This window comes from Nonomuraea sp. NPDC049684, assembly GCF_044465345.1.
GTDB lineage: Bacteria > Actinomycetota > Actinomycetes > Streptosporangiales > Streptosporangiaceae > Nonomuraea.
The window spans coordinates 843,299-867,350 of record NZ_JBITLO010000001.1 but is presented as its reverse complement, the minus strand read 5'-3'; the positions used below and the strand labels follow the sequence as shown (position 1 = coordinate 867,350).

23 protein-coding genes and 1 pseudogene are annotated in these 24,052 nt (G+C 72.5%); 15 read left to right on the top strand and 9 right to left on the bottom strand.

What is annotated here, in order from left to right; genetic code table 11:
• Positions 1 to 9: 9 nt before the first annotated feature.
• Positions 10 to 945, bottom strand: a complete 936-nt coding sequence (locus tag ACIBST_RS03855; RefSeq protein WP_397168842.1) for an ABC transporter permease — start codon at positions 943 to 945, stop codon at positions 10 to 12.
• Positions 945 to 2,567, bottom strand: coding sequence for an ABC transporter substrate-binding protein (locus ACIBST_RS03850; protein WP_397168840.1), 1,623 nt, complete (start codon positions 2,565 to 2,567; stop codon positions 945 to 947). Before ACIBST_RS03850 ends, ACIBST_RS03855 begins: the two co-directional genes overlap by 1 nt.
• Before the next feature lie 136 nt (positions 2,568 to 2,703).
• On the opposite strand from ACIBST_RS03850, the gene ACIBST_RS03845 reads away from it, so the two are divergent.
• The gene (locus tag ACIBST_RS03845) at positions 2,704 to 3,741 is read left to right on the top strand and encodes a LacI family DNA-binding transcriptional regulator (RefSeq protein ID WP_397168838.1); all 1,038 of its coding nucleotides are present in this window, start codon (positions 2,704 to 2,706) and stop codon (positions 3,739 to 3,741) included.
• Here the strand turns inward: ACIBST_RS03845 and ACIBST_RS03840 are convergent, their stop codons facing one another.
• The gene (locus ACIBST_RS03840; RefSeq protein ID WP_397168837.1) at positions 3,742 to 4,188 is read right to left on the bottom strand and encodes a MarR family winged helix-turn-helix transcriptional regulator; all 447 of its coding nucleotides are present in this window, start codon (positions 4,186 to 4,188) and stop codon (positions 3,742 to 3,744) included. It abuts the gene before it with no gap.
• Between the two features lie 87 nt (positions 4,189 to 4,275).
• Here ACIBST_RS03840 and ACIBST_RS03835 point away from each other — a divergent pair, with 87 nt between their 5' ends.
• Genes ACIBST_RS03835 through ACIBST_RS03805 form a run of 7 tightly spaced genes read left to right on the top strand, consistent with a single transcriptional unit; the run spans position 4,276 to position 13,147 of the window.
• Positions 4,276 to 5,079, top strand: a complete 804-nt coding sequence (locus tag ACIBST_RS03835; RefSeq protein WP_397168835.1) for a crotonase/enoyl-CoA hydratase family protein — start codon at positions 4,276 to 4,278, stop codon at positions 5,077 to 5,079.
• Entirely contained in the window at positions 5,076 to 7,055 is a 1,980-nt protein-coding gene (locus tag ACIBST_RS03830; protein WP_397168833.1) for an acetoacetate--CoA ligase, read from the top strand. Before ACIBST_RS03835 ends, ACIBST_RS03830 begins: the two co-directional genes overlap by 4 nt.
• A complete protein-coding gene (locus ACIBST_RS03825; protein WP_397168831.1) occupies positions 7,052 to 7,999 on the top strand; it encodes a 3-hydroxyacyl-CoA dehydrogenase NAD-binding domain-containing protein in 948 nt (315 codons plus the stop codon). Before ACIBST_RS03830 ends, ACIBST_RS03825 begins: the two co-directional genes overlap by 4 nt.
• A gap of 17 nt (positions 8,000 to 8,016) precedes the next feature.
• Positions 8,017 to 8,937, top strand: a complete 921-nt coding sequence (locus tag ACIBST_RS03820) for an amidohydrolase family protein (protein WP_397168829.1) — start codon at positions 8,017 to 8,019, stop codon at positions 8,935 to 8,937.
• Between the two features lie 13 nt (positions 8,938 to 8,950).
• Positions 8,951 to 9,298, top strand: a complete 348-nt coding sequence (locus tag ACIBST_RS03815; protein WP_397168827.1) for a hypothetical protein — start codon at positions 8,951 to 8,953, stop codon at positions 9,296 to 9,298.
• 5 nt (positions 9,299 to 9,303) lie between these two features.
• Positions 9,304 to 10,215 carry a hypothetical protein gene (locus tag ACIBST_RS03810; protein ID WP_397168826.1) on the top strand — a complete coding sequence of 304 codons (912 nt, stop codon included), beginning with the start codon at positions 9,304 to 9,306 and terminating at the stop codon, positions 10,213 to 10,215.
• A 1-nt stretch (position 10,216) separates the two neighbouring features.
• Positions 10,217 to 13,147, top strand: a complete 2,931-nt coding sequence (locus ACIBST_RS03805; RefSeq protein WP_397168825.1) for a CHAT domain-containing protein — start codon at positions 10,217 to 10,219, stop codon at positions 13,145 to 13,147.
• A 68-nt stretch (positions 13,148 to 13,215) separates the two neighbouring features.
• Here ACIBST_RS03805 and ACIBST_RS03800 read toward each other — a convergent pair whose 3' ends face one another.
• Positions 13,216 to 14,859, bottom strand: a complete 1,644-nt coding sequence (locus ACIBST_RS03800) for a carboxylesterase/lipase family protein (protein ID WP_397168823.1) — start codon at positions 14,857 to 14,859, stop codon at positions 13,216 to 13,218.
• 38 nt (positions 14,860 to 14,897) lie between these two features.
• On the bottom strand, positions 14,898 to 15,602 hold the full coding sequence (locus ACIBST_RS03795; protein ID WP_397168821.1) for a hypothetical protein: 705 nt from the start codon (positions 15,600 to 15,602) through the stop codon (positions 14,898 to 14,900).
• Between the two features lie 193 nt (positions 15,603 to 15,795).
• Here ACIBST_RS03795 and ACIBST_RS03790 point away from each other — a divergent pair, with 193 nt between their 5' ends.
• Positions 15,796 to 16,425 (top strand): TetR/AcrR family transcriptional regulator, encoded by a 630-nt coding sequence (locus tag ACIBST_RS03790; RefSeq protein WP_397168820.1) that lies wholly within the window; start codon positions 15,796 to 15,798, stop codon positions 16,423 to 16,425.
• A gap of 74 nt (positions 16,426 to 16,499) precedes the next feature.
• Here ACIBST_RS03790 and ACIBST_RS03785 read toward each other — a convergent pair.
• A pseudogene (locus ACIBST_RS03785) lies at positions 16,500 to 16,607 on the bottom strand (hypothetical protein); the annotation flags it as partial.
• Positions 16,608 to 16,746: 139 nt separating this feature from the next.
• Here ACIBST_RS03785 and ACIBST_RS03780 point away from each other — a divergent pair.
• Complete coding sequence (locus ACIBST_RS03780) at positions 16,747 to 17,292, top strand: GntR family transcriptional regulator (RefSeq protein ID WP_397168818.1); 546 nt, start codon at positions 16,747 to 16,749, stop codon at positions 17,290 to 17,292.
• A 94-nt stretch (positions 17,293 to 17,386) separates the two neighbouring features.
• The gene (locus tag ACIBST_RS03775; protein WP_397168816.1) at positions 17,387 to 18,004 is read left to right on the top strand and encodes a polyketide cyclase /reductase; all 618 of its coding nucleotides are present in this window, start codon (positions 17,387 to 17,389) and stop codon (positions 18,002 to 18,004) included.
• Positions 18,005 to 18,058: 54 nt separating this feature from the next.
• On the opposite strand, the gene ACIBST_RS03770 is transcribed toward ACIBST_RS03775, so the two are convergent.
• Entirely contained in the window at positions 18,059 to 18,778 is a 720-nt protein-coding gene (locus ACIBST_RS03770) for a MerR family transcriptional regulator (RefSeq protein WP_397168814.1), read from the bottom strand.
• Positions 18,779 to 18,810: 32 nt separating this feature from the next.
• Positions 18,811 to 19,659 (bottom strand): hypothetical protein, encoded by an 849-nt coding sequence (locus ACIBST_RS03765; protein ID WP_397168812.1) that lies wholly within the window; start codon positions 19,657 to 19,659, stop codon positions 18,811 to 18,813.
• A 50-nt stretch (positions 19,660 to 19,709) separates the two neighbouring features.
• Between ACIBST_RS03765 and ACIBST_RS03760 the strand changes: the two genes are divergently transcribed.
• Entirely contained in the window at positions 19,710 to 20,264 is a 555-nt protein-coding gene (locus ACIBST_RS03760; protein ID WP_397168810.1) for a hypothetical protein, read from the top strand.
• Positions 20,265 to 20,487: 223 nt separating this feature from the next.
• Entirely contained in the window at positions 20,488 to 21,297 is an 810-nt protein-coding gene (locus ACIBST_RS03755; protein WP_397168809.1) for a lysostaphin resistance A-like protein, read from the top strand.
• 20 nt (positions 21,298 to 21,317) lie between these two features.
• Here ACIBST_RS03755 and ACIBST_RS03750 read toward each other — a convergent pair whose 3' ends face one another.
• Positions 21,318 to 21,515 (bottom strand): hypothetical protein, encoded by a 198-nt coding sequence (locus ACIBST_RS03750; RefSeq protein ID WP_397168808.1) that lies wholly within the window; start codon positions 21,513 to 21,515, stop codon positions 21,318 to 21,320.
• Positions 21,516 to 21,959: 444 nt separating this feature from the next.
• Here ACIBST_RS03750 and ACIBST_RS03745 point away from each other — a divergent pair, with 444 nt between their 5' ends.
• Together ACIBST_RS03745 and ACIBST_RS03740 are read left to right on the top strand one after the other, a co-directional pair.
• Positions 21,960 to 22,349, top strand: a complete 390-nt coding sequence (locus ACIBST_RS03745; RefSeq protein ID WP_397168806.1) for a CATRA system-associated protein — start codon at positions 21,960 to 21,962, stop codon at positions 22,347 to 22,349.
• Positions 22,327 to 24,012, top strand: a complete 1,686-nt coding sequence (locus ACIBST_RS03740) for a CATRA conflict system CASPASE/TPR repeat-associated protein (protein ID WP_397168804.1) — start codon at positions 22,327 to 22,329, stop codon at positions 24,010 to 24,012. Before ACIBST_RS03745 ends, ACIBST_RS03740 begins: the two co-directional genes overlap by 23 nt.
• The last annotated feature ends 40 nt before the right edge of the window (positions 24,013 to 24,052 follow it).

The window sequence follows — 24,052 nt, the reverse complement described above, 5'->3', positions numbered from 1 at the left end:
ACTCCTTCGCTACGCCCTGCGCAGGCGCGGATCAATGGCCGGTTGGACCAGGTCGACCAGCAGGTTGGCGCCCGCGAAGACGACGACGATCAAGGTGGTGACGGCCTGCACGACCGGGAAGTCCTTGACGGTGACCGAGCTGACCAGCAGTTGCCCGATCCCGGACAGGCCGAAGGCGGTCTCCACGATCGAGGTGGCGACGAGCAGCCCGGCGATCACCGTGCCGGTGACCGTGCTGATCGGCCCGAGCGAGTTGCGCAGGACGTGCCGCCGGATCACCGCGCTCTCCTGGACGCCCCGCGAACGCGCCACCTCGACGTGCTCGCGGGCCAGCTCCTCCAGCATGGACGCGCGGGTGACGCGGGCCAGCAGGCCGGCGAACGTCAGGGCGAGCGCGGCAGCGGGCAGGGTCAGATGCCAGAGCCGGTCGGCCGGCCCGTCCCCGTTGCCGAAGGCGGGGAACCAGCCGAGCTGGACGGAGAACAGCGAGATCAGGCCGATCGCCGCGACGAACGAGGGGGTCGCGGTGGCCACCCCGGTGCCGATGAGGACGACCCTGTCGAGCGGGCCCGGCCGCAGCGCGGCCAGGGCGCCGAGGATCAGCCCCGCGACCACGATGAGCAGCCCGGCGTAGCCGACCAGGAAGAGCGTCGTGGGCAGCCTGGCCAGCAGCAGGCCGGTCACGTCCTGCCGGAACTGCACCGAGCGGCCGAAGTCCCCGGTCACCGCGCCGCCGACCCATTTGAGGTACTGCGTGAGGAACGGGTCGTCCAGGTGGTACTGCGCCCTGATCGCCGCGATCGCCTCCGGGGACGCGGAACGCCCCTGGGTGAGGAACGAGGCCGGGTCGCCGGGAGCCAGGTAGACGGCCGAGAAGACCGCGAACGAGGCCCCCAGCAGGGTCGCGACCAGTCCGGCGAGCCTGCGGCCGAGGAAGGCGGCCATCAGCCGGCCGACCCGAGCGCCGCGGCCCAGGGGTAGACGAGCTGGGTGATGCCGGTGGGCGCGCCGGTGAGCCGCTTGTTGAGGAACATGCTGTGCGGCACCTCGTACAGCGGGATCCACACCAGGTCCCGGACGGCGATCTCCTGCAGCTCGGCGACCACGGCGGCGCGGGCCGCGGGGTCGGCCTCGGCGCTCGCCCGGTCGACGAGCCTGTCGTAGCCGGGGTTGGAGTAGCCGCCGTAGTTGGCGAAGTTGCCGGTCTGCAGGATCCCGTAGAACTCCAGCGGGTCGGGGGTGGAGTCGTACCAGATGGTCATGACCAGGTCGATGCCCTCGCGGGCCTTGGGGTCGGAGAACAGCGCGGAGTAGGCGTCGGGGGCCACCGCCTTCTGCTCGACGTCGAGCCCGATGGCCTGGCCCGCGGCCTGGACGGCGTTCGCGATGACGCCGATGTCGGGGGCCATCGTGCTCGTGGCGATCACGATCTTCCGGCCCGTGCCGCCGGCCTCCTTGACCAGCTTCCTGGCCGCTTCGAGGTCGGTGTCCAGCTCGGGGAGCTCGGCGTAGTACCGCTCGGCGGCCTCGGGGGCGATGCCCCACGCGCCGCGCGCCGCCGGCGCCTTGGCCGGGGTGGCCACCCCGGCCACGCTGGCCTTCAGGATGGCCTTGCGGTCGAGCGCCATGGACAGCGCCTTGCGCAGCCTCAGGTCGCCGAGGGTGCCCTTGAGGTCGAGCGGGATGAGGCTGACGGCGGCGGTGTTGGGGCCGAAGTACAGCTTGCCGCTGGAGGCGGCGCCCAGGCGGGTGAAGCCGGTGGTGGGGACCAGGTAGCTGCCGTCCGCCTCGCCCGAGAGCAGGGCGTTGACGCGGGCCACCGGGTCGGGGATGAAGACGTTCCGCACGGTCGCGGCCCTGGCCTTGAGCGCGGCGTCCCAGTAGCCGTCGAAGCGCTTGAGGGTGATCGCCTGGCCCTTGTCCCACTTGTCGAGCGAGTACGGCCCGGTGCAGTTCACGCCCTTGTCCGGGGTGCCGTACCCGGTGCCCTGGCGGGCCAGGAACGCGGCGCTCTCGATGGTCCCGGCCGACGTGCCCATCTGCTCGTTGAAGAGCTGGTCGGGCTTCTTCATGTGGACGGTGACCTCCATGGGGCCCGTCTTCTCCACCGACTTGACGTTCTGGTAGGACGAGACCCAGTACGACCCCACCTTCGGATCCATGTGCCGGCGCATGCTGGCGACCACGTCGTCGGCGGTGAGCGGCGAGCCGTCGTGGAAGCGGACGCCCTCGCGGATCGTGTACACCCAGCGCCCGGGGTCGGGGGACTCGGCCTTGCTCGCGAGCCCCGGCTGCACCTGGAAGCCGGGCGTGATCCGCATGAGCTGCTCGCACACGTTGGCGAGCACGGTGTTGGGCGGGTAATCGAAGGCGTAGGCGTAGTCGAGCGACTGCGGCTCCGCGTAGAGCGCCCAGGTCACGGCGTCCACCGGGCCCTTGGCCGGCGGGAGGTCCGCCGTGACGGTGAAGGCGCCGGCTCCGGCCGCCTTCGGCGCGGCCGGGCCGCCGCCGCAGGCAGCGGCCGCCAGCACGGTCAGCGCCGCGGCGGCGAGACGAGCGGTACGCATCGGACCACCTCTTCCTCGTGCGGGAAAGTGCCACGAGTATTGGTGAAGGAACGTTCCTGCACAAGACACTGAAGGAACGATTCAGCAACGGTGGGCGAGGTGGCGGAACGGCTGACATGCTGCAAAGATCGCACCCATGGAACAGCCAGAGCGTAAGGTCGGCGCGCGCGTGCGCCTGGTCGACGTCGCCCGCGCGGCGGGGGTGTCCAAGACCACCGTCTCGGACGCGCTCAACGGCGCGGGCCGCCTCCCCGACGCCACCCGCGAGCACGTCCGGCAGGTGGCGCGCCGGCTCGGATACCGGCCCAACGCCACGGCGCGGCGGCTGCGCGCCGGGCACTCACGCCTGCTCGGCCTCGCCGCCCGCGAGTTCGTCGAGCATCCGTGGTTCTACACCGAGCTCGCCTACTTCGCCCGGCTGACCGCCGCCACGACCCGCGCGGGCATGACCCACGGATACGGCGTGGTGCTGCTTCCCACCACCGGCCCCGACGACTACTGGACCGACCTGCCGCTCGACGGCGTGTTCGTGGTGGATCCGGTCGAGGGGGATCCGCTGGTCGGGGACTTCCTGGCCGCGGGGGTGGCCGTGGTCTCCGACCGCAGGGCCGTGGCGGGGACGCCGTGGCCATGGGTCGACTTCGACTACGGCGCGGCCCTGCGCGGCGTGCTCGACCACCTGGCGGCGGCGGGCGCCCGGCGGATCGCCGCGGTCGGCGCCCCGACCACGGCCTGCTACCACCGCGACTCCGTCCGGGCCTACCTCGACTGGAGTGCGGAGCGGGGCCGCGTCCCGTTGCTGGCCCAGCTCGCCGGGCCCGGCTTCGAGCCGACGCTGGCCGCGGTGGAGAGGCTGCTGAGCGATCCCGAGCCGCCGGACGCGCTGGTCGTGCTGGTCGAGGTCAGCCCGTCCCTGCTCCTGGACAGGATCCGCAAGCTCGGCAGGTCGGTGCCCGGCGACCTGCTGCTGGTCTGCGCGACGGAGGACCCCACGGCGCCGTTCACGGACCCGCCCGTCAGCACGCTCAGCTTCCTGCCGGTCGAGACGGCCGACATCGCGGTCGGGATGCTCGTCGACCTCATCGAGGGCCGCGAGGTCGCGGGCGGCCGGCTGCTCCAGGCGAGGTTCGACGTCCGCGCCTCCTCCGCTCCCCGCTCCCTGGCGGGAGGCTGATCACTTGCGGGCCGGGCGCAGGGTCGTCCAGGCCTGGGTGAGGGCGGCGCGGAAGGCGTCGGCCTGGTCGGGCGACAGGCCCGAGACCATGTGGTCCTCAAGGCCGGCGGCGGCCTCGGCGTAGGCGTCGAGGAGCGCCCGGCCCTCGTCGGTGAGGTAGAGCAGCAGTTCGCGCTTGTTGCCCGGGTTGGGGGAGCGGCGGATGAGGTGACGCCGGTCGAGCGCGCCGATCAGGTCGGCCATGGCCTGCGGGGTGACGAAGGAGTCGCGGGCGAGCTGGGCGGCGGTGATCCCGTCCTTGTGCTGCAGAACGGTGAGCGCCGTGTACTGCGGCGTGGTCACGCCCGAGTCGCGCAGCATCTCGTCCAGGCGCGACTTGATCGCCAGTTCGAGCCGTTTGACGGCGTACAGCAGCGACGGGGTGGGGCGGGGCGGGGCGCTGGCCATGGCGAACAGTATCCCAGCCAGGCATTGACAGGAAACCTGATGATACTTCAGCCTTCTTCATCAGGATTCCTGTCAATTGGAGAGCCTGTGACCCCTCCCTGCCCTGACCTGCCCCCATCACTGGCGCTGGAGCGCCGCGGGGACGTCGCGGTGCTGTCGCTGAACCGGCCGGCCAAACGCAACGCGCTGGACGAGGCCACGATCGCCGGGCTCGGCGCCTTCTTCGCCGCCCCGCCCGCGTGGGCCAAGGCCGCGGTGCTCGCCGCCGAGGGCGCGCACTTCTCCGCCGGGCTCGACCTGGGCGAGCTCACCGTGCGGGACGCCGTCGGCGGCCTGCACCACTCGCGCGGGTGGCACGAGGCGATGAGCCGCATCGACCACGGTGTCCTGCCGGTGATCGCGGTCCTGAAGGGCGCCGTCATCGGCGGCGGCCTGGAACTGGCGGCCGCCGCGCACCTGCGCGTCGCCGAGGAGTCGGCGTTCTTCGCCTTCCCCGAGGGCAGCCGGGGGCTCTTCGTGGGCGGCGGCGCCTCGGTCCGGGTCTCCCGGCTCATCGGAACCCAGCCGATGATCGACATGATGCTCACCGGAAGGGTCCTGACGGCCGCGGAGGGCGAGGCCCGCGGCCTGGTCGACTACCGGGTGGCCGAGGGCGGCGGGGTCACCGAGGCCCTCGCCCTGGCCGGGCGGGTCATCGGGAACTCGCCGATCGCCAACTACGCCGTCCTGCACGCCCTGCCGCGCATCGCCGACGCCGATCCCGAGACGGGGCTGCTGCTGGAATCCCTCATGTCGGCCGTGGCGCAGAGCAGCACGGAGGCCAAGGCCCGGATACAGGACTTCCTCGACGGCCGGGCCGCCAAGGTCGGCCGTCCGGGAGCCGCCCGATGAGCGCCGCCCTCCCCCCGGCGGAGCCGCTGTACGTCCCCGGCCCCGAGCAGATCGCCAGGGCGCACGCCACCGGCTTCATCGGCTGGCTCGCCCGCGAGCGCGGCGTGACCGTACCCACCTGGGACGAGCTGCGGCACTGGTCGGTCACCGGCGTCGAGGACTTCTGGGCGGCGGTGTGGGACTACTTCGAGATCAAGGCCCACACGCCCTACGACACCGTCCTGGCCGAACCGGGCATGCCCGGCGCCCGCTGGTTCCCTGGAGCGACCCTGAACTACGCCGAGCACTGCCTCGGCACGCCCCAGGACGCCGGCCAGGTCGCGGTCATCGGCCATTCCCAGACGCGGCCACGCGTCGAGCTCACCTTCGCCGAGCTCGCCGAGCAGGTCCGGCGCGTCCGGGCCGGCCTGCGGCGGCTCGGCGTGCGGCGCGGCACCCGGGTGGTCGCCTACCTGCCCAACTGCCCGGAGACGCTGATCGCGTTCCTGGCCACGGCGAGCCTCGGCGGCGTCTGGGCGAGCTGCGCCCCGGAGTTCGCCGCCCCCGCCGTGGTGGACCGGTTCGGCCAGATCGAGCCGGCCGTCCTGCTCGCGGTGGCGGGCTACACCTACGGGGACAAGCAGATCGACCGGCGCGAGCAGATCCAGGCCATCCGGGACGGCATCCCCTCGCTGGAGCACGTCGTGCACGTCCCGTACGGCGGGCTCGGCCTGCGCGACGCCCTTCCCTGGGCGGAGCTCGCCGCGCCCGGCGACGAGGCGCTGCGGTTCGAGCCCGTGCCGTTCGACCACCCGCTGTACGTGCTGTTCTCCTCCGGCACCACCGGCAAGCCGAAGGCCATCGTGCACGGCCACGGCGGCATCCTGCTGGAACACCTGAAGAACCACGCCTTCCACTGGGACCTGGGCCCCGGCGACCGGCTGCTGTGGTTCACCACGACGGCGTGGATGATGTGGAACACGCTGGTCTCGGCGCTTCTCGTGCGCTCGTCGATCGTGATGATCGACGGCAACCCGCTCCACCCCGACCTGCGCGCGCAGTGGCGGCTCGCGCAGGAGACCGGCGCCACCCTCATGGGCGCCAGCCCCGGCTACCTGATGGCCTGCCGCAAGGAGGGCGTGCGGCCGGGCGAGGAGTTCGACCTGTCCCGGCTGCGGCAGCTCGGCGTGGCCGGCAGCCCCTTCCCCGCCGAGGGCTTCCGGTGGGCGGCCGAGCAGCTCGGCCCCGCCGTCCTGCTGAACGTCGGCAGCGGCGGCACCGACGTGTGCACCGGTCTCGTCCAGGGATCGCCTCTGCAGCCCGTGTGGGAGGGGGAGATGTCCGGGCCGAGCCTCGGGGTGGACGCCAAGGCGTTCGACGAGCGCGGCGACGTGGTGGTCGGCGACGTCGGCGAGCTCGTCATCACCGCGCCGATGCCCTCGATGCCGGTACGCCTGTGGGGCGACGACGACGGCCGCCGGATGCGCGACACCTACTTCAGCCGCTACCCCGGCGCCTTCCGCTTCGGCGACTGGTGCCGTTTCTCCGCCCACGGCTCCTGCGTCATCACCGGCCGATCGGATGCCACGCTCAACCGCGGCGGCGTCCGGCTGGGCACCGCCGAGTTCTACCGGGCCCTGCAGGACGTCGAAGAGGTCACCGACAGCCTCGTCGTCCACCTGGAGAGCGACGACGGCGGCATGGGGGAGCTGATCCTGTTCGTCGTCCTCGCCGGCGGACTCGCCCTGGACGACGCGTTACGCACCCGCCTGCTCGCGCACATCCGCGCCACACTGTCCCCGCGGCACGTGCCCGACGCCGTCATGGCCGTCCCCTTGGTGCCCTACGGACGGACCGGCAAGAAGCTCGAAGTGCCCGTCAAGAAGATCCTGCTGGGCGCCGCGGCCGACGAGGTCGCCTCGGCCGGCTCCCTCATGGACCCGGCAGCGCTCGACGCGTTCACCGCCGTCGCCCGCGACCGCGCGAGGCGGGCGTGACCGGCCCGGCGGGCCAGCCGGTCGCCGTCATCGGCACGGGCGTCATCGGCGCCGGATGGGCGGCGCTGTTCCTGGCCCGCGGCCTCGACGTCACCGCCTTCGACCCCGCCCCGGACGCCGAAGAACGGCTGCGGGCCGCCATCGACCTGGCCTGGCCCGCGCTCACCCGGCTCGGCCTCGCAGACGGCGCCTCCCGCGACCGGCTGACCTTCACCGCGACCGCCGGTGACGCCGTCGCCGGAGCGCGGTTCGTCCAGGAGAGCGGGCCCGAACGCGCCGACCTCAAGCACGCGCTGCTGGCCACGCTGGACGAGGCGGCCCCGGCCGGCACACCGATCGCCAGCAGCTCCTCGGGCCTGGTGCCCAGCCGCCTGCAGGAGATGTGCCCCGCGCATCCCGAAAGGGTGCTCGTCGGACATCCCTTCAACCCCGCCCACCTGATCCCGCTGGTGGAGGTCGTGCCCGGCGAGCGCACCGGCCCCGCCGCCACCCAGCAGACGATGGACTTCTACCGCGCCGTCGGCAAGCGGCCGGTGCTCGTGCGGCGCGAGGTTCCCGGGCACCTCGCCAACCGGCTCCAGGCCGCCCTGTGGCGGGAGGCGTACTCGCTGGTGGAGCGGGGGGTCGCGAGCGTCGCCGACATCGACGCCATCATCGCGCACGGCCCCGGCCTGCGGTGGGCGCTGCTCGGCCCGCTGGTCAACCAGCACCTTTCGGGCGGGCCCGGCGGGATGGCGCACACCCTGCGCCACCTCGGGCCGCCCGCCCAGACCTGGATGGACGACCTCGGCACGCCGCGGCTCACGCCCGAACTCGCCGCCCTGCTCGTCGACGGCGTGCGCGCCGAGCTCGACGGCATCGACCAGGCAGCCATGGCGGCCGACCGCGACGCGCTGCTCGTCGCCCTGCTGCAGGCCAAGCGCCGGCACCACGCCCTTCCCTGACCCGCCGAGAAGGAGAAATGATCTACACCCCGCGCATCGACCCGGACGCCATCGCGGCCCTGGACGTCCACGTCCACATCGAGGCCGACCACCACGGCCGCCTCTCCCTCGACGCCGAGCTGATGGAGGCGTCGGCCAGATACTTCAAGGCCGGCCAGGACCGCACCCCGACGATCGACCGCGTCGCCGCCTACTACCGGCGGCGGAACATGGCCGCGGTGGTCTTCACCGTCGACGCCTCCACCGAGCTCGGCCACCCGGCCCTGTCCAGCGAGGAGATCGCCCGGCAGGCGGCCGAGCACGCCGACGTCCTCATCCCCTTCGGCTCCGTGGACCCGCGCCGCGGCCCGGCCGCCGTCGTCCAGGCCCGGCGGCTCGCACAGGATTTCGGCGTGCTCGGCTTCAAGTTCCACCCGAGCCTGCAGGGCTTCGCCCCCAACGACCCCGCCTGCTACCTGCTCTGGCGGGCGCTGGAGGAGCTGGGAAGCGTCGCGCTGTTCCACACCGGCCAGACCGGCATCGGGGCCGGCCTGCCCGGCGGGCGCGGCATCAAGCTCCGCCACTCCGATCCGATGCTGCTCGACGACGTCGCCGCCGACTTCCCCGGGCTCACCATGATCCTCGCGCACCCGTCCGTCCCCTGGGTGGACGCCTCCCTGTCCATCGCCGGGCACAAGTCCAACGTCTACCTCGACCTGTCCGGCTGGTCGCCGAAGTACTTCCCGCCGCAGCTCGTCCGCCAGGCCGGCGGGCCGCTGCGGCACAAGGTCCTGTTCGGCTCCGACTACCCCGTCCTCACCCCCGACCGCTGGATGGCCGACTTCGCCGCCCTGGACGTCAAGGACGAGGCCAAGCCGCTCATCTACAAGGAGAACGCCCTGCGCGTCCTCGGCCTTGCCGAGGGCCCGTCCCGCCTTGATGCCGCCGTCACGGGCTGAGACTATCGAGGCGATGGACGACGCCGAACGTCTCGCGCTGACCGTGTTGTGCGGCGAACTGCCGGAGTTGCGTGCCGAATGCGCGCGCCAGTCCGAGCGCCACCGGCGGCTGCTCGCAGCCATCGAGGCCGCGGCCCGCGCGCGGCGGCCGATCATCCCCATGCTGGGGCAACTGCTCGGCGGCGACGGCTCCGGCGCCCTGCGCGCCCTCGGCAGCGCGTTGCCGGGCGGCGGCGACGGCCGGGCGCACGAGGAGCGGTTCGGCTGCCCGGACGGCGCGTGCGACCGGCTGGAGATCCCCCTGCCCGGCGGGCCGATCCCGGTGTGCCGGGTGACCGGCACGCCGATGCGGCCCGGGTAGCGGTCGTGGGGGACTTCTTCGCCGAGCTGGCCAAGAAGCTCGCCGAGCGCTGGGTCTCGCTGCTGCTGCTTCCCGGCGTGCTGTTCGTCGCCGTCGCGGCGCTCGGCGTCCGGCTGGGGCATGCCCACGCCCTCGACGTGGAGCTGGCGGCGAGGGAGATGGTCGCGTTCTCCGAATGGTTCGCCCGGCGGCCCGCGGGCGGTCAGGTGGGCCTGCTGGTCGCGGTCCTGGTGGCGACCGGCGCGGCCGGGCTGCTGGTGCAGGCGATGGCCGGGGTGACGCGGACGGTGTGGCTGGGCCGGTGGCCGTGGCCGTTCGGCGGCCTGCGGACCACGCTCGTACGGCGAAGGCGCGACCGCTGGCACGCGCTGCTGACACGACGCCGCACGCTCACCCGGGCCCATCCCGCCGAGACCAGGACCCCTGATCAGCAGGAGCGGATCGACCAGGCGGCGGCCAGGGTCAACCGGCTGGCCCTGGCCGAGCCGGGGCGGCCGACCTGGCTGGGAGACCGGATCCACGGTGCGGAGGCGGTCGCACGCGACCGCTACGGCCTCGACCTGCCCTTCGTCTGGCCGAGGCTCTGGATGGTGCTGCCGGAGGCCGCGCGTGCCGATCTCGGGAACGCCGGCACCGCGCTGGCCACGGCGGTCGCCGTCGCGAGCTGGTCGTGGCCCCTGGCCGCCCTCGCCTTCGTGTGGTGGCCGGCCGCCCTGGTCGCGATCGTGGTCGGCGCCGCCGGCTGGGTACGCGCCCGCGCCGCCGTGGCCGAACTGGCGTCGCTCGTCGAGTCCGTCGTTGACCTGCACGGCCGTACGCTCGCGGTGGCCCTGGGCGTGGCCGAGGAGGGCCGGGCCGGGCCGCTCACCGTCGAGGAGGGCAGCCGGGTCACCGCTGTGGCACGGAAAGGACGCTGAGGTGGGGATCTTCGGTGCGCCGCACGGCTTCCGGCTCTATCTGATCGCCCGCCGGATCCGCCGCCGCCTGGCGGCCTGCGAACGTACCGGTGACGGGCGGACCGTGCTCGGCGAGGACGCTCTCGCGGACGCGCTGCGGCTGTGGCACGGCGCGGTGCGGCGGCCGCCCTCGGAGATGACCGGCTCGGAGCGCAAGCGGCTGTTCAAGGCGCATATCGCCATCGGATGGCTCTTCCACGCCCGCTGGGTGGCCACCGAGTCGAACTTCGAGCTGTCCCAGGCCGTCTTCCACCTGACACCGGTCGCGCACATCCCCCGCGCGGTCCCCGAGCTGCTGCGGACGCTGATCGGGCCCGGCGCCGACCCCGACGTCCAGGCCGGGACGGCGGCGGCCATGCTCGCCGAGGCGCACACCACGTCCGAACCGTCGTACCTGACCGTCGTCATCACGCTGCTCGCCCAGGCGGCGGCCGGGACGCCGTCCGGCAGCCCGGGGCTGCCGCTGCTGCTGATGAACCTCGGCGTCGCCTGCCGCGAGCGCTACCAGCGCCAGGGCGATCCCGGCGATCTCGATGCCGCGGCCTCGGCCACGGAGGAGGCGCTGAGCCTGGTGAGCGAGCAGAGCGGCGAGTGGTTCGCGGCGGCCGCCAATCTGGTCGCGGTCTATGAGCAGCGGTACGAGCTGCGTGGCGAGGTGGCGGATCTGGACGAGGCGATCCGGCTGGGGGATCACGTCGTGGACACCGCGCCGAAGGATCATCCGGTGCTGCCGGTCGCGGTCTCCTACCTGGGCATCGGGTACCAGCTGCGGTACCTGAGGGACGGCGGGCTGACCGACCTGCTCCGGATGATCACGCTGAGCGAGGCGTCGGTCGAGGCCACCCGGCCGGACGACCCCGACCGGCCGGGACGGCTGAACAACCTCAGCATCGCGTTGCTCCAGCGCCACCGGCGGCTGGGTGACGTGGCGAGCCTCGACCGGGCCATCGAGCTGTCGGAGGAGAGCCTGGCGTCGGTGCCCGCCGATCACCCCGAGCGGGTGATCTACCTCAGGCAGCTCGCCGCCGTACTGGCCCGGCGTCACGAGCACGGCGGGGATCCGGGGATGCTGGATCGCGCGATCGAGGCCGGCGAACAGGCGCTCGCGCTGGCGTCCGGCGGCGCGGACCTGGCCAAGCAACTGGCGGACCTCGCCCACGGCTACTTGTGGCGGTACGAGCGCGACGGCGACGCCGCGGACCTCGAACATGCGGGAGAACTCGCCCGCAACGCCCTCCAGCGGCTGCCGGACGGCCACCCCGCCACCGCCGGGATCATCTCCGTGACCACCGACGTCCACTCGGCACGCCGCGCCGCCGGCTCACCCCCGATGACGGTGGACGAGCTGCGGCGCCTCGCCGAGCGGGCCCGCGCCGCCGTCCGCTCGGTGCCCGGCCACAACGTCCACGCCTTCACCCGGCTGGCCGCACTGGCCGCCGACCTCGGCGAGCCGTCGCTCGCCGCCGATCTGTACGACGCGGCGATCGCGCTGCTGCCCGCCGCGGTCTCCAGGCGCAACTCCCGCGTCGACCAGGAAGAACGGGCCGGCGAGTACACGCACCTGGTGGGCGAGGCCGTCGCCGCCCACCTGGCCGCGGGCGACCCGGCGGGGGCCGTCGCCGTGGCGGAACAGGGCAGAGGCGTCCTGCTGGCCGAAGAGGCCGACCTGCACGCCGACCTCGCCGAACTGGAGGCCCGCGAACCCGGGCTCGCCGCGCGATTCCGGGACGTCCGCGACAGGCTTCGCACGACGTCACAGGTGCATCCAGGCGGCGTGATGGTGCTCACCACCGAACTGGTCGACGACCGCACGCGGCTGTGGGCCGAGTACGACGACCTGATCGAGGAGATCCGGCGCGGGTCACCCCGCTTCCTCGCCCTCCCGGACCTGGACGAACTGCGCGCCGCGACGGAGGGCGGCGCGGCGGTGCTGGTCAACGCGGCACGCACCCGCAGCGATGCGATCATCATCACCGCCGACGACCTCGTCCCGGTCACGCTGCCCGGCCTCACCTGGGACGACGTGGCGCGGCACGTGGCCGAACTGGTCATCGCCATGCAGGCGTCCGCGGACGGCACGCTGACCGGCGCGCTGCGCATGCAGAGGGTGGTCAAGGAGACCCTGGAGTGGCTGTCGGCCACCATCGCCGGGCCGATCGCAGCGGCCCTGCCCGGCGTGGACCGGGTCTGGTGGCTGCCCGTCGGCATGCTCGGCGTCCTCCCCCTGCACGCGGCCCTACCCGGCCACGTGGTGTCCTCCTACGCGCCGACGCTCCGCGCGCTCGCCCTGGCCAGGTCGCGCACGCCGGCCACGGTACGCCGCCAGCTCACCGTCGCGGTCACCCGATCACTTGAGCTGCCCGCCCTCAGCGGTACGGCCGAGGAGGCGAAGGCCCTGCACCGGCGCCACCCCGGCGTCCTTCTCGTGGACGAGCACGCCACGACCGGCCGGGTGCTGGCCGAGCTGCCCGGCCGCACCTGGGCCCATTTCGCCTGCCACGCGGCCACCGACGTCGAGAAGCCGTCGTTCGGCGGCCTCGTCCTGCACGACGACCTGCTGCCCGTCGGGGCCATCGCCGCACTGGCCCTGGACCAGGCCGAACTGGCCTACCTGTCGGCCTGTTCGACCGCCTTCAGCGGGATCTTCCACGCCAACGAGTCGATCCATCTCGCGTCCGCGTTCCAGCTGGTCGGCTTCCGCCATGTCGTCGGCAGTCTGTGGCTGCTCGACGACGCGACGGCCGCGGCGGTGGCCCGCGCGTTCTACCGCGAGCTGCCCGGACCGGCCGCGGACGACGCCGCCCGCGTGCTGCACCGCGTCATGCGCGACCTGCGCCGTACCCACCCGGACAGGCCGGACCTGTGGGCGGCACTCGTCCACCACGGCCCGTAGCCATCCGCGCAGGCCGGCGGGCGTGCTCTCAGGCGGCCGGTGATCGCGCGCCCGGCGTCACGGACGCGTCAGGTCAGCGGCTTCCAGAAGTCGCAGCGGTGCTCGCGGCCGAGGTTCACCTCGGCGATCCCGCCCGGGCCCGGGGCGAGCGACAGCACCTGGCCTCCGGACGGGTCGTAGGGCGGCCAGCGGGTCGCCCGGTCGCCGTTGGGGTCGCCGGTGCGGGCGAAGCGGGTCCAGTAGCCGATCATGTCGTCGGAGAGCCGCCGCTGCTCCGGCGACAGGTCACGGCCGGCGTACGCGCGGGAGAACAGGTACTGGAGCTCCCCGGCGTGGTAGGCGCCCGTCGGATAGCGCTGCGGGGGAGCCTCCTTGAACCAGGGGGCCGTCCGGTCCGAGAATTCGTAGGCGTAGGTGGGCACGTGCCGGCCGAGCAGCCGGTTCGTCTCGACCGCGGGGCAGGCCCAGGCCCAGTCGGTGAGCGTGCTCGCCATCGCCCAGCTCGTCGAGCCCTTGTAGTCGCTCAGCGGGTAGCGGCGGATCACCTTGGCGGTCCGCTTGCCGTCCAGGCCCAGGAACGTGCCGAGCACGCCGGGGTAGTCCTTGGCGGCGATCGGGCCGCCCGCCTCGGCGTCGAAGCCGACCTGGAAGGTGACGTGCTCGTCCCGGATGATGCCGTGCATGACCGGCACCTTCGCGAACTCGCCGGACCTGAGCAGGCGTACCGGATCCTGGGGGAGCACCCCGGCGCCGTAGGCCGGCGCGAGCCCGCGCGGGCCGACTGCCTTCAGCAGGACGGACACCGGCTTGGCCCGCAGGCAGGCGGCCGCCGTGCGCGGGTCGGCGCAGCCGGCCGCGGCGGCGAGCTCGACGGCCTGCCGCTCGGCCTGCGCCCGCGGCTTGGGACGCCAGGTCTCCGCGTCCGGTCCGGCCGTGCTGGGCGCCCACGGCCAGCGCAGGGTGCACGGCCCGCTCTGCAGGATGACGCGCTGGAACAGCCCCCGCGATCCCGGGGCGGTCAGGTGGACGCAGCTCGACATCCCGCCGGCGGACTCCCCGAACAGGGTGACGTTGCGCGGATCGCCGCCGAACGACGCCGCGTTCGCCCGCACCCAGCGCAGCACCGCCTGCTGGTCCTCGATCCCGAAGTTGCCGGACCCGTGCCGGGCCGGACCGCCGTTCAGCGCGGGGTGCGCCAGGAAGCCGAGCGCGTTGAGGCGGTAGTTGAACGTCACCACCATGACGTCGCCCTCGGCGGCCAGCCGTTCGGCGCCGTAGATCGCTCCGGAGCCGCCCAGGAAGCCGCCACCGTGGATCCACACCATGACGGGCAGCTTCGCGGCGGCGTGCCGCGGCGTGGTGACGTTGAGGTACAGGCAGTCCTCGGCGGTGCTCGGCTTGTCGCCGATGAAGTCCATGACCTGGGCGCACGCGGGGCCGGGGCGGGTCGCGGCGCGCACCCCCGTCCACGCGGCGGCGGGTCGCGGCGATCCCCATCTCAGCGCGCCCACAGGCGGCGCCGCGTACGGGATGCCCTGAAAGAGGCGGTATTTCGCGTGCAGCGCGCCCCGGACGAGGCCCGTCTCGATGCGGACCACCGCCGGATCCGCACCGGCCCGGCGGTGGCTCGCGGCCGTCGCGGGTGGAGCTGTGGCGAGCGCGGTGACCAGGCAGGCGAGCACGGTCACGGGCGCTCCAAGGACGTTTCTCATGGAATTCCTCGAAGTGGGGGGATGGGGGGAGTCCCGGCTCAGGAGGCCGGAGAGCCGATCGCACCGGCCGCGACGGCCGGCCCGCGGTCGTGTGCGGGGTCAGCAGCGCGGCGGGCGCTGCGCAGGAGGCTGATGCTGACGGCGAGGGTCCACACGCTCCACAGGGCGCCCATGCTGGCGGTGGTGCCCCAGCCCTGCGCGCTGTAGAAGTCGGCGGCGTCGTCGCCGAAGTACACGGCGGGCAGGAAGGCGAGGTTGATCGCGGCGAGGACGTGGGCCGAGCGCGCCACCCAGCGCGGCAGCAGGCCGAGCCGGGACACCGCGATCCCCAGGGCGATCAGGAAGAGGCCCATGAGGAGCCTGGAGACGGCCCCCTGCATGAGGTACTGGGCGCCGGCGAAGGGTCCTTCGGTGGTGGTGTCGATGTCGTGGCCCACCGTGATCGCCGCGCCCACCTCCATGGACTGCGGGACGAACACCATGGCCACCCACAGCAGGCCGGCGCTCTGGACGACGCCGGCGAGCCAGCGGTAGGACGGGCCGACGTGGCGGATGAGCTCGCCGAGCCCGAGGAAGTGGACGACGTAGACCGTGCAGCCGGTGATGCCGAGCAGGCTGCGGGTCAGGACGTCCCAGTCGGGCGGGGTCTCGTAGATGAAGTACAGCGGGACCTGGACGACGATCAGGATGCTTGCGACCAGGCCGAACAGGCCGGTGTACCTGCGGATGGCGGTCTGGGACACGATGGGTGCCCTCCTCACGAGAGGCGACATAAACAAAACTGGGATCTCGTTAACTCGCTCTCAAAGTAGCCGCGCGAGCGCACTAATACAACCCCAGTTTTCTTAGTTGCTCATTTCAACGGTTAAAGGAAACCATGGTTGCGTTAGACTTGCTTCCCGGAGGACGGCAATCACGCGAGCAGAGGAGCCTGCCTTGTCCGAGGACCGCCCGGCACCGGGGACGATGCGACCGCGCGGGCGTACCGAACGGGTGCGCGCCGCCGTCCTGGCCGCCACCCGCGCCGAACTGGAGGCCCACGGGTACGCGGACCTGAGCATGGAACGCGTGGCCGACATCGCGGGCGTCGCCAAGAGCACCGTGTACCGGCGCTGGCGCGATCCGGTGGGCCTGCTGGTCGAGCTCATCGCCGACCTGACCGTCTCCGAGGTGCCGCTCCTGGACACCGGGTCGCTGGAGGTGGACCTGCGCGGGCTCGCGGTCGGCATCCACCGCTTCTACAGCGACCCGGTCTGGCGTCCGGCGATGCTCGGGCTGATCAGCGCGGCCGTGCTCGACCCGCGGGCTGCGCAGGCCCTGCACGACTTCTTCGAGACCCGCAACGACATGGCCGCCGAGTCGGTGCGGCACGCCATCGAACGCGGCGACCTCCCGCCCGACACCGACCCGGTCCAGGTGATCCGATCGGTCGGCGCGCCGTTCTACTACCGGATGCTCGTCAGCCACGAACCCATCGACGAGACCGTCGCCGAACAGGCCGCGGCGGCCGCCATCGCCGCCGCGAAGGCCGGAGCGCATCCGATCAGGCCGCCCCGGGGGGCCTGACGGGCGAGGCCGGCGCCCGTACGGACCCGCGAGATGCGCGGCCGCAGGGAGCGGGCGCCGTCAGAGGGGGCCGGCGCGTCCGGGTCGTACGCCGTGACGGCGTAGCTCTTCGTCCCCTCGGGAGCGCCGCTCCGCGACAGGTGCGGCGAGACGTCCTTGCCTCCCGGGAGGCCGGCGGACATCTCCTCGGCCGGCCGGCGGGCGCCGTCGGCGAGCGTGGTGCTGGTGACGGTGAAGGGCGGCACGTGGGGGAGGCGGGCAAAGGGGTTGTTCACGTCTGTTCCTTCATGGAGGTGGCGGGATCCGGCCCAGCGGCACGAGGTGAGCCTGGCCGTCGTGCGCGAGGCCCTGGTGCAGCTGGTGGGCGAGGGCATCGCGGTGCGGCTGCCCAACCGCGGGTTCGCCGTCCCCGACTTCTCCGACCGGCGGTGGCAGCAGATCGCGGAGGCCCGCCGGACGGTCGAGCCGGTCATGCTGCGCCTGGCGATCGAGCGCGGTGACCTCGACCGGGAGGCGCGGGTGCGGGCGGCCCACCGCCGCCTGGCCCGCCCGTCGCCGTACGTGCCCGAGGAGGGCGAGTACTACACCGGCGCGTGGTCGGAGGCGCACCGCGTCTTCCACCGGACGCTGCTGGACGGGTGCGGCAACCCCGTGCCGCTGGACGCGTTCGACCGGCTGTGGACGGCAGGTGAGCCGGCCCGCCGCTGGTCGGCGCGGCGCACGCCCGGCCGCGACGGCGCCGCGGAGCACCGCCGCCCGGAGGAGGCGGCGCTGTCCCGTGATGCCGACACCGCCACCGAGGTGCTGACCCGGCGCCTGACGCTGACCGTCGACGCCCTCACGTCCGCACCTGATAAGGGCAGGTGACCGGCGGGTCGGCGACGGGTTCCGTTGACGCCTCGAAACCTCCGTTATAGCCTCTAACTAACAAGAGTCTATGTAACTGCCTTGTGGAGGCGTCATGTTCCTCGGTCGTTCGATCTCTCGCCGCCGGGTCGGTGCGCGCGCTGTCATGGTTGCGCTCCCGCTGGCCATCGCCGCCTTACCGGCGCAAGCCGCCGCCATCGCCCATGGCTTGCCCGGGGCCTCGCTGACCTGCCAGGGGAAGGGCGTAGACCCGGCTGCCGAGGCCCGCCACCGGAGTGAGATCTTCATCCAGGCGCCGCTGCGCACGATCTGGAACCTCCAGGCCGATGTCGAAGCCTGGCCCTCATGGCAGAAGCCTGCCGCTCCCATGACCGTGAAGCGCCTGGACGCCGGCCCGCTGCGCAGGAACTCCCGGTTCCAGGCGACCGTCCACCTGCCCGCCGACCCGCCGGCCCCACCCGGCACGGTGGTCATCACCTCCGTGGTCCGGCAGCTCCAGTACGGCACGTGCATGCGCTGGACCGGACCGGCCGACGGTCCCGGCTTCCACATCGACGGCGTCCACGTCTGGAACTTCGTCAAGGTCCGCGGCGGCGTCCTCGTACGGACCGAGGAAAGCCACACCGGCCCGCAAGCCGACCCCAAGTCCGACATGGGCCTTGAAACCTGGCTCAATGACCTGAAAACCGCCGCCGAGGCAGCTCTGCGGTGACGCGGCAGAGCGCGCCTGATCGGCCAGGAAGAGAGTTCGTCTTCCTGGCACGGGTCAGCCGTTCATGAGCTGGGTGAGGCGGTCCCAGGCGGGGGACGAGGCGCCGGGCTGGGATTGCGCGGCCAGCCGGGCGATGGCGGGGTCGGGGACGCGGCTGGTCTCCGAGCAGCTGTGGTGGCCGGCGAACCACTTCCGGGTCCGGTCCGCGAGGACGGGAAGGCGGGGATCGTCCGCGGCCCAGTCGTAGGCGGCGTCGTGTTCGAGGTAGAGGGCGCGGAACTCGGGATCAGCCATGAGCTCGCGCTTTTCGGCGATCCACAAGGAGGCGTCCTCGGGGGAGGCGGTCTGCATGAGGATCCAGCCGCCGCGCTCCAGGCTTGTCTGGCGCTCGCTCACGCCGAGCCGGCGCAGATCGTCGAGGTGGTCGGCGACCTCCGGGGAGACGAAGAGCCGGTCGCCGCCGCGCAGCTGGGCGAGTTGATCGCGGGTTCGCAGCAGCTGCGCGATGCGGTCTTCGAGGTCGTGGTCGATCTCGGCGATGGCCGCCGCGAGCGCGTCCGGGTCGGCGTCGAGAAGATCCTTGACGCGGGCCAGCGGCACGCCCGCATGGGCCAGGGTCCGGATCTTGACGAGATCGATGGCGTCTTCGGCGGTGTAGCGCCGATAACCGGAGGAGTCGCGGTCCGGCTCGGCGAGCAGACCGCGCTCGTGGTAGTGCCGGATGGCTTTGACGGTCACTCCGGCGTAGTCCGCGAGCTGGCCGATCGTGAGCATGCTGGACATCCTTCCACTTCGGCGGGCAGTGATCAGACCCGGCGGGTCAGGCGGCCGCCGCCGTTGCGGAAGCGCGCCTGGCCGTCGCGGACGTCGTGGTAGGAGACGAGCAGCAGCCGCAGGTATCCGTCGAACGTCTCCAGTGGGTAACCGGCGGGCGCGAAGAGGCCCGGACGGATGGGCACGTAGCGCTGCGGCGGGGCCGAGGTCGTGCCGCCGGCGAACTCGGTGAAGATGCGCTCCTGCGTCTCGTCCGCGGGTTCGTAGGTCGTCCGCTCCTCCAACTGGCCGTCGGCGATGCTGACCTCGATGCGGAGCTGGTTGGAGCGGTACGTGCCCACGTACGGGGTGAGGTCCACCTCCTCCGCCCCGGTGATCAGAGCCGGGATCCGGACGCCGAGATGCTCGCTCAGCAGCCACTGCAGGAGCTGGTCCTGCAGCATGATCGCCCCCGGGCTGTTGCCGAAGGCCGTGAAGACCAGGTCGTGCTCGGGCAGGATGCACAGGATGAACACGCCGCCGGGCGACGCGCCGGACATGGCCAGGACGGTGGTCTCGCCGAACGGGTACAGCACCCAGCCCAGGCCCATCGGCGGGGTGTTCGGGGACGCCATGTCGTACGAGACCTGCTGCATGAGCGCGGTCGACTCGGCCGACAGCACGCGCGCGCCGGAAGGCGACACCCCACCCGCGAGGTGGGTGCGCCCGAAGGCGAGCAGGTCGGCGACGGTGCCGATCGGCGTGCCGCCGGCCGGTCCCCAGGTGTCGGGCAGCGTGAACATGGTCGTGGGCTCGGCCGTCATGGTCTCGGGGTTCAGGAAGTGGCCGACCGCCGTGCTGCGCAGGATGGCCTGCGCGGCGGAGGCGCAGGAGTCGTTCATGCGAATGTAGCATGCGCTACGTGCGCAGGGCAGGCTGCTACGGTCGAGCCATGGATCGTCGGGCCGAACTGGCCGAGCAGGTGCTGGACTACGTGCTCGAACACGGTCTCATCGGGTTGTCGCTGCGTCCGCTGGCCAACGCCCTCAACACCAGCGACCGCATGCTGATCTACCACTTCGGCAGCAAGGAACGGCTCGTCGGCGCCGCCCTCGAACTCGCGCAGCAGCGGCTGGCCGCGGCGGCCGAACCGCCCGGCGAGGCGGTGCGCAGCGTCGCCGACCTCGTCAGGCATGTGTGGTCCAGCCTCGCGCACCCGAGCGGCACGCGGACCACCCGGCTCTATCTCGACCTTTCCGTCCTCGCCGCCAAGGAACCCGAACGCTGGAGGGCCGCCGTCGAACAGCTGCGCGGGCCGTGGCGCGAGCCGCTGCGGAGCGGCCTCCTCGCCCTGGGCATCCCGGCGGACGAGGCCGAGCCGCTCGCCGACCTCATCCTCGCCACACTCGACGGCCTGGCACTCGACCGCATGGTGGCCGCGGACCCGGCCCGCGCCGACAACGCGGCAGCCGCCTTCGCCGGCCTGCTGGACCGCCACCCCGGCTGACCGCCGAAGCCCCGGCCGGCAGGCGGATTCCATCCTGACGGGCGGTACCTGGTTCACCCCTGGGGGTGAGGCCGGACGATTCCGCCCGCCCTACCTTCGAGTTCGTGCGTTTCCTACGTCTCATACCTCCCAACGTCGTCATGCTCGCCGGCCGGACAGCCCCGGCCTGTGCCGGGACCACTCGGCGAGCTGCATCCTCGCGCCCGCACGAAGCGAGGTCATCATGACCGCGTCCGCCACGCGCTCCAGATCAGCTGCTGTCGACGTCACGTGGTTCTTCACGATCGCCGTCCTGCTGTGTTTCGCGCTGTCCGTCCCGATGGTCTTCCGGCTCGTCCCGACGGACGTCTACAACCTGATCACGCCGATCCTGCAACTGACCCCGCTGCTCGCGGCGATCATCATGTGGCTCGCCCGACGACCCGGAACGTTCCGGGAGACGTTCGCCGTCAGGTGGCGCGGCACCCCCAAGTGGGCCGGCGTCGGCATCGGCCTCATCGCCGCCATCGCCGCGATCCAGACCGCCATCGCACTGGCATTCGGGATCTGGCAGCTCAACCCGCTGGACGAGATCTCCGCGGCGACCATCTGGATCGCTCCGGTCTTCCTCATGCAGTCGGCCTTCGCCATCGGCGAGGAGTTCGGCTGGCGCGGCTGGCTGGCGACGCGCGCCGCGGCATGGGGATTCTGGCGGCTGGCCCTGGTCAGCGGTCTGGTCTGGATCGTCTGGCACCTGCCGGTCCTCGCCGTCATCGGCGATCGGTCGACCTGGGACATCGTCGTCTACTTCGCGGGCATGCTGCCATGGGCGCCGCTGTTGCTCGCACTTCGGTGGCGGTCGGGGAGTGTCTGGCCCGCGGTCCTGACGCACGGCGCGATCAACAGCGTCCGGGTGTACCTGCTGCAGTCCGTCCCCGCCGCAACGGATCACCTGCTCATCGAAGTGACCGGCTGGGTGCTCACGCTCGCCGCCGCCGTGTGGCTGATGCGTCCGAGCCGGACGCAGCTCGTCCGCGGGTCTGTCGAAGGTTAGGCCGAGGCTAAGCCGGCCACTCACGCCCGCCTGACCGGGCGCGGCCCATGCCACCGGTGGCGATCCGCCGCAGCGGCCGGCATGGGCCAGCAGGGTGCGGGGAAGGTCAGGGAGCTGTCGATGTGGCGCCGCCATTCGTCGGCCGTGGGGGTGTTCCAGGTGACGGCGCAGATGCGCTTGATGTCCTGGCCCAGGTCCATGTTCCACAGTCTGATCACCTGGTCGCCTCCGCCGCTGGCCAAGGTCTGGCCGTCCGGGCTGGAAAGAGCGCGGCGAGGGAGTCCGCGAGTGGATCAACGAGATCCCCGCGGTGGGGAGGGGGCTGTCGCCGCCCGCTCCGCGCGCCGTCGCCTCGATCCACGTCAGCACCAACCCGCCTGTCTGCGCAGTTCCGTCGCACGTCACGCGGCGACGTGCGAGGTGTCGTTCCGGGGGCGAACTGCGGCGCGGTCCAAGGTGTCGCGCCGCGCACGGCCGACAGTCCGCGCTCCCACCATCCCCATGCGGCCACGGTTTGTTCGAAGAATCCGACAGTCTTCCGCCGGCGGGCCGCCGGTGTCCGCGGCTCGGTCCTCGCAGCCCGCTCGACGCCGCTCTCCGCGATGGGCTGTGGAAGCGTTGAACGTAGTGCATCCGCCGCGTGTCGGTGCGATGCTTCGAGCATGGACGCGTTTGACCAGACGGCCGACGATGTCCCGGCGCTGGACGCCGAGGCGGTGGCGGATGCCCTTGACGTTCTGGACGATCTGCTGGAATGGCGGCTCGCATCCGCACGGTGGGAACGCGTGCGGGACCTCCTCGACGCCCTCGCGGCCGCACTGCGCTCGCACGACCCGGAAGCGGCTCAGGAGGCCGTGGCCGAGCTGGAGCTCGCGGGCCCGGTACGGGTCACCCGCATCGGCACCAAGCCACTGCTCCCCCCTTCCGAGGATGTGCGGGATCGCCGCAACCGGCTGGTGCACGCGCTGGGGGAGGTTCGCTCCGGTCAGCGGAGGGACGGTGAGAAGCCCGGCACGCGGGGGAGGGACGATGAAGAGCCCGGCGCTGACTGATCAGGAACTGATCGTCCACGTCTTCGCCCCGGTCGAGGGACCGCTCGCCGCCGAGGGCTACGAGCAGGTGCGCGAGATCTGGTCGAGGTGCCGCCGGCGGCTGGGCACCACGCTCCCCGTCGCCGGGACCGGCCTGCTCACGACCCTGCCTCGCACGCTGCGGCCCCACGCGCCGGATCGCGCCCTCGCGGCGCAGGAGGACCCGAGGGCCGACTGCCAGATCATCGCCCGGCAGATCCACGACGTGCTGAACCTGTCCTTGGTGTTCGCCTCTCCGCTGGACGCGGCCGACCGGGCCGCGCGACTCGGCTCGCGAACCTCCAACGGCTGGGTGGAATTCGATCGCTGGTGGGAGGAGCTGTCCGGCGGCGGCACCGGCGCACTGCTCGGTTCGGCCCGCATCTACCAGGCGAAGCACCAGAAGGAGCAGCCGATCTCCGCGCTGGGCGACGCCGTCCGGCTGGGGCTGCCCGCGGCGGAATGGCGGCCGGACTGGGACGAGCAGCGCCACGAGCGTGACGGTTTCCTTCTCTGGGAGACGGGGGCCGGTGGCGACGACCGTGCGGAACGGCGTCTCGTCATCCTCGCCTCCCCGGATCGGGACGCCGAGCTGAGCGCGTGGACGTGGAGCCGCGGGGACGTCAGCCTGCCGCCGCTCGCCCGTCACCTCATGCATGCCGCCAAGGTCCGTTACCAGCTGCGCATCTGGGGCGACGGGGAACAGACCAGTTCCCTGGAGCGGGAGACGGACGCCCGTATCAGCCGGATCCAGCGTCTGCTGCGGGATCGTCCGGCGAGCCCGGAGCTGCTCCTGGAGCTGCGAGAGCTGCGTGTCAGCATGGCGGATCTGGCGACGACCGGCGCTCAGCTCGACAAGATGCGGCACACCGTCACCATCGCGCTGGACAACATGACCAAATCGCCCGGCGAACCGCTGCCCGGTGACCTCGAGCTGGCCGAGTGGTTCATCAGGGAGTTGCAGGACGCGGGCCGCTACGCCCGGCTGACCCTGTCCAACGCCAGAAGCATCGAGGAGATCGCGCGGAGCGAACCGCCGCGACAAGCGGAACCCCCTCCTGGCCGCCCTGTCCGAAGCCGGGATCCAGGCGAGCGCGAGCTGGTCCGCATGGGGTTCGCGGTCGATGTCGTCGAGTACAGCGCCAGGTCGGGGCCCGGCAAGAGAGATGTCCAGGACCGGATGGCGGCGCTGTGCCAGCAGGTTCTGGACGACCTGGGCGTCGACGTCACCACGACCGACCGGCAGGACACCGGCGACGGGATGAACGTGTTCCTGCCCCAGGACCTCGAACTGCACGACACGCTCCCCCGGCTCCTCCACGCCTGGCGCGACCGGCTCGCCGCCGACAACCGGCGCTTCTCCGACCGGATGAGGTTGCGCCTGGCGGTGGTGCTCGGGCCGTTCGGGATAGCCGCGATCGGCTACTCCGGTCCCACCATCATCGAGGTCAACCGCATGCTCAACAGCGAGTCGCTGCGTGAGGTCGTGCGCGACAATCCGGAGAGCGACGTGGTCGCCGTGATCGCGGACGTGCTCTACAGGTACGTGGTGCGCGAGGGCTACCTGGACCCCGAGAACTTCCGCCGGTGCCGGGTGGAGAGCAAGGAGTACGCGGCGGACGCGTGGTCGTGGGTGGGGCGTTGAACCCCGGGCGATGGCGCGCCGACCGTCAGCGATCCTTGAC

Coding starts and splice junctions, on each gene's coding strand:
- ACIBST_RS03855 (WP_397168842.1), bottom strand. CDS start 945: ATGGCCGCCTTCCTCGGCCGCAGGCTCGCCGGACTGGTCGCGACCCTG.
- ACIBST_RS03850 (WP_397168840.1), bottom strand. CDS start 2,567: ATGCGTACCGCTCGTCTCGCCGCCGCGGCGCTGACCGTGCTGGCGGCC.
- ACIBST_RS03845 (WP_397168838.1), top strand. CDS start 2,704: ATGGAACAGCCAGAGCGTAAGGTCGGCGCGCGCGTGCGCCTGGTCGAC.
- ACIBST_RS03840 (WP_397168837.1), bottom strand. CDS start 4,188: ATGGCCAGCGCCCCGCCCCGCCCCACCCCGTCGCTGCTGTACGCCGTC.
- ACIBST_RS03830 (WP_397168833.1), top strand. CDS start 5,076: ATGAGCGCCGCCCTCCCCCCGGCGGAGCCGCTGTACGTCCCCGGCCCC.
- ACIBST_RS03820 (WP_397168829.1), top strand. CDS start 8,017: ATGATCTACACCCCGCGCATCGACCCGGACGCCATCGCGGCCCTGGAC.
- ACIBST_RS03815 (WP_397168827.1), top strand. CDS start 8,951: ATGGACGACGCCGAACGTCTCGCGCTGACCGTGTTGTGCGGCGAACTG.
- ACIBST_RS03800 (WP_397168823.1), bottom strand. CDS start 14,859: ATGAGAAACGTCCTTGGAGCGCCCGTGACCGTGCTCGCCTGCCTGGTC.
- ACIBST_RS03775 (WP_397168816.1), top strand. CDS start 17,387: ATGTTCCTCGGTCGTTCGATCTCTCGCCGCCGGGTCGGTGCGCGCGCT.
- ACIBST_RS03770 (WP_397168814.1), bottom strand. CDS start 18,778: ATGCTCACGATCGGCCAGCTCGCGGACTACGCCGGAGTGACCGTCAAA.
- ACIBST_RS03765 (WP_397168812.1), bottom strand. CDS start 19,659: ATGAACGACTCCTGCGCCTCCGCCGCGCAGGCCATCCTGCGCAGCACG.
- ACIBST_RS03760 (WP_397168810.1), top strand. CDS start 19,710: ATGGATCGTCGGGCCGAACTGGCCGAGCAGGTGCTGGACTACGTGCTC.
- ACIBST_RS03755 (WP_397168809.1), top strand. CDS start 20,488: ATGACCGCGTCCGCCACGCGCTCCAGATCAGCTGCTGTCGACGTCACG.
- ACIBST_RS03745 (WP_397168806.1), top strand. CDS start 21,960: ATGGACGCGTTTGACCAGACGGCCGACGATGTCCCGGCGCTGGACGCC.
- ACIBST_RS03740 (WP_397168804.1), top strand. CDS start 22,327: ATGAAGAGCCCGGCGCTGACTGATCAGGAACTGATCGTCCACGTCTTC.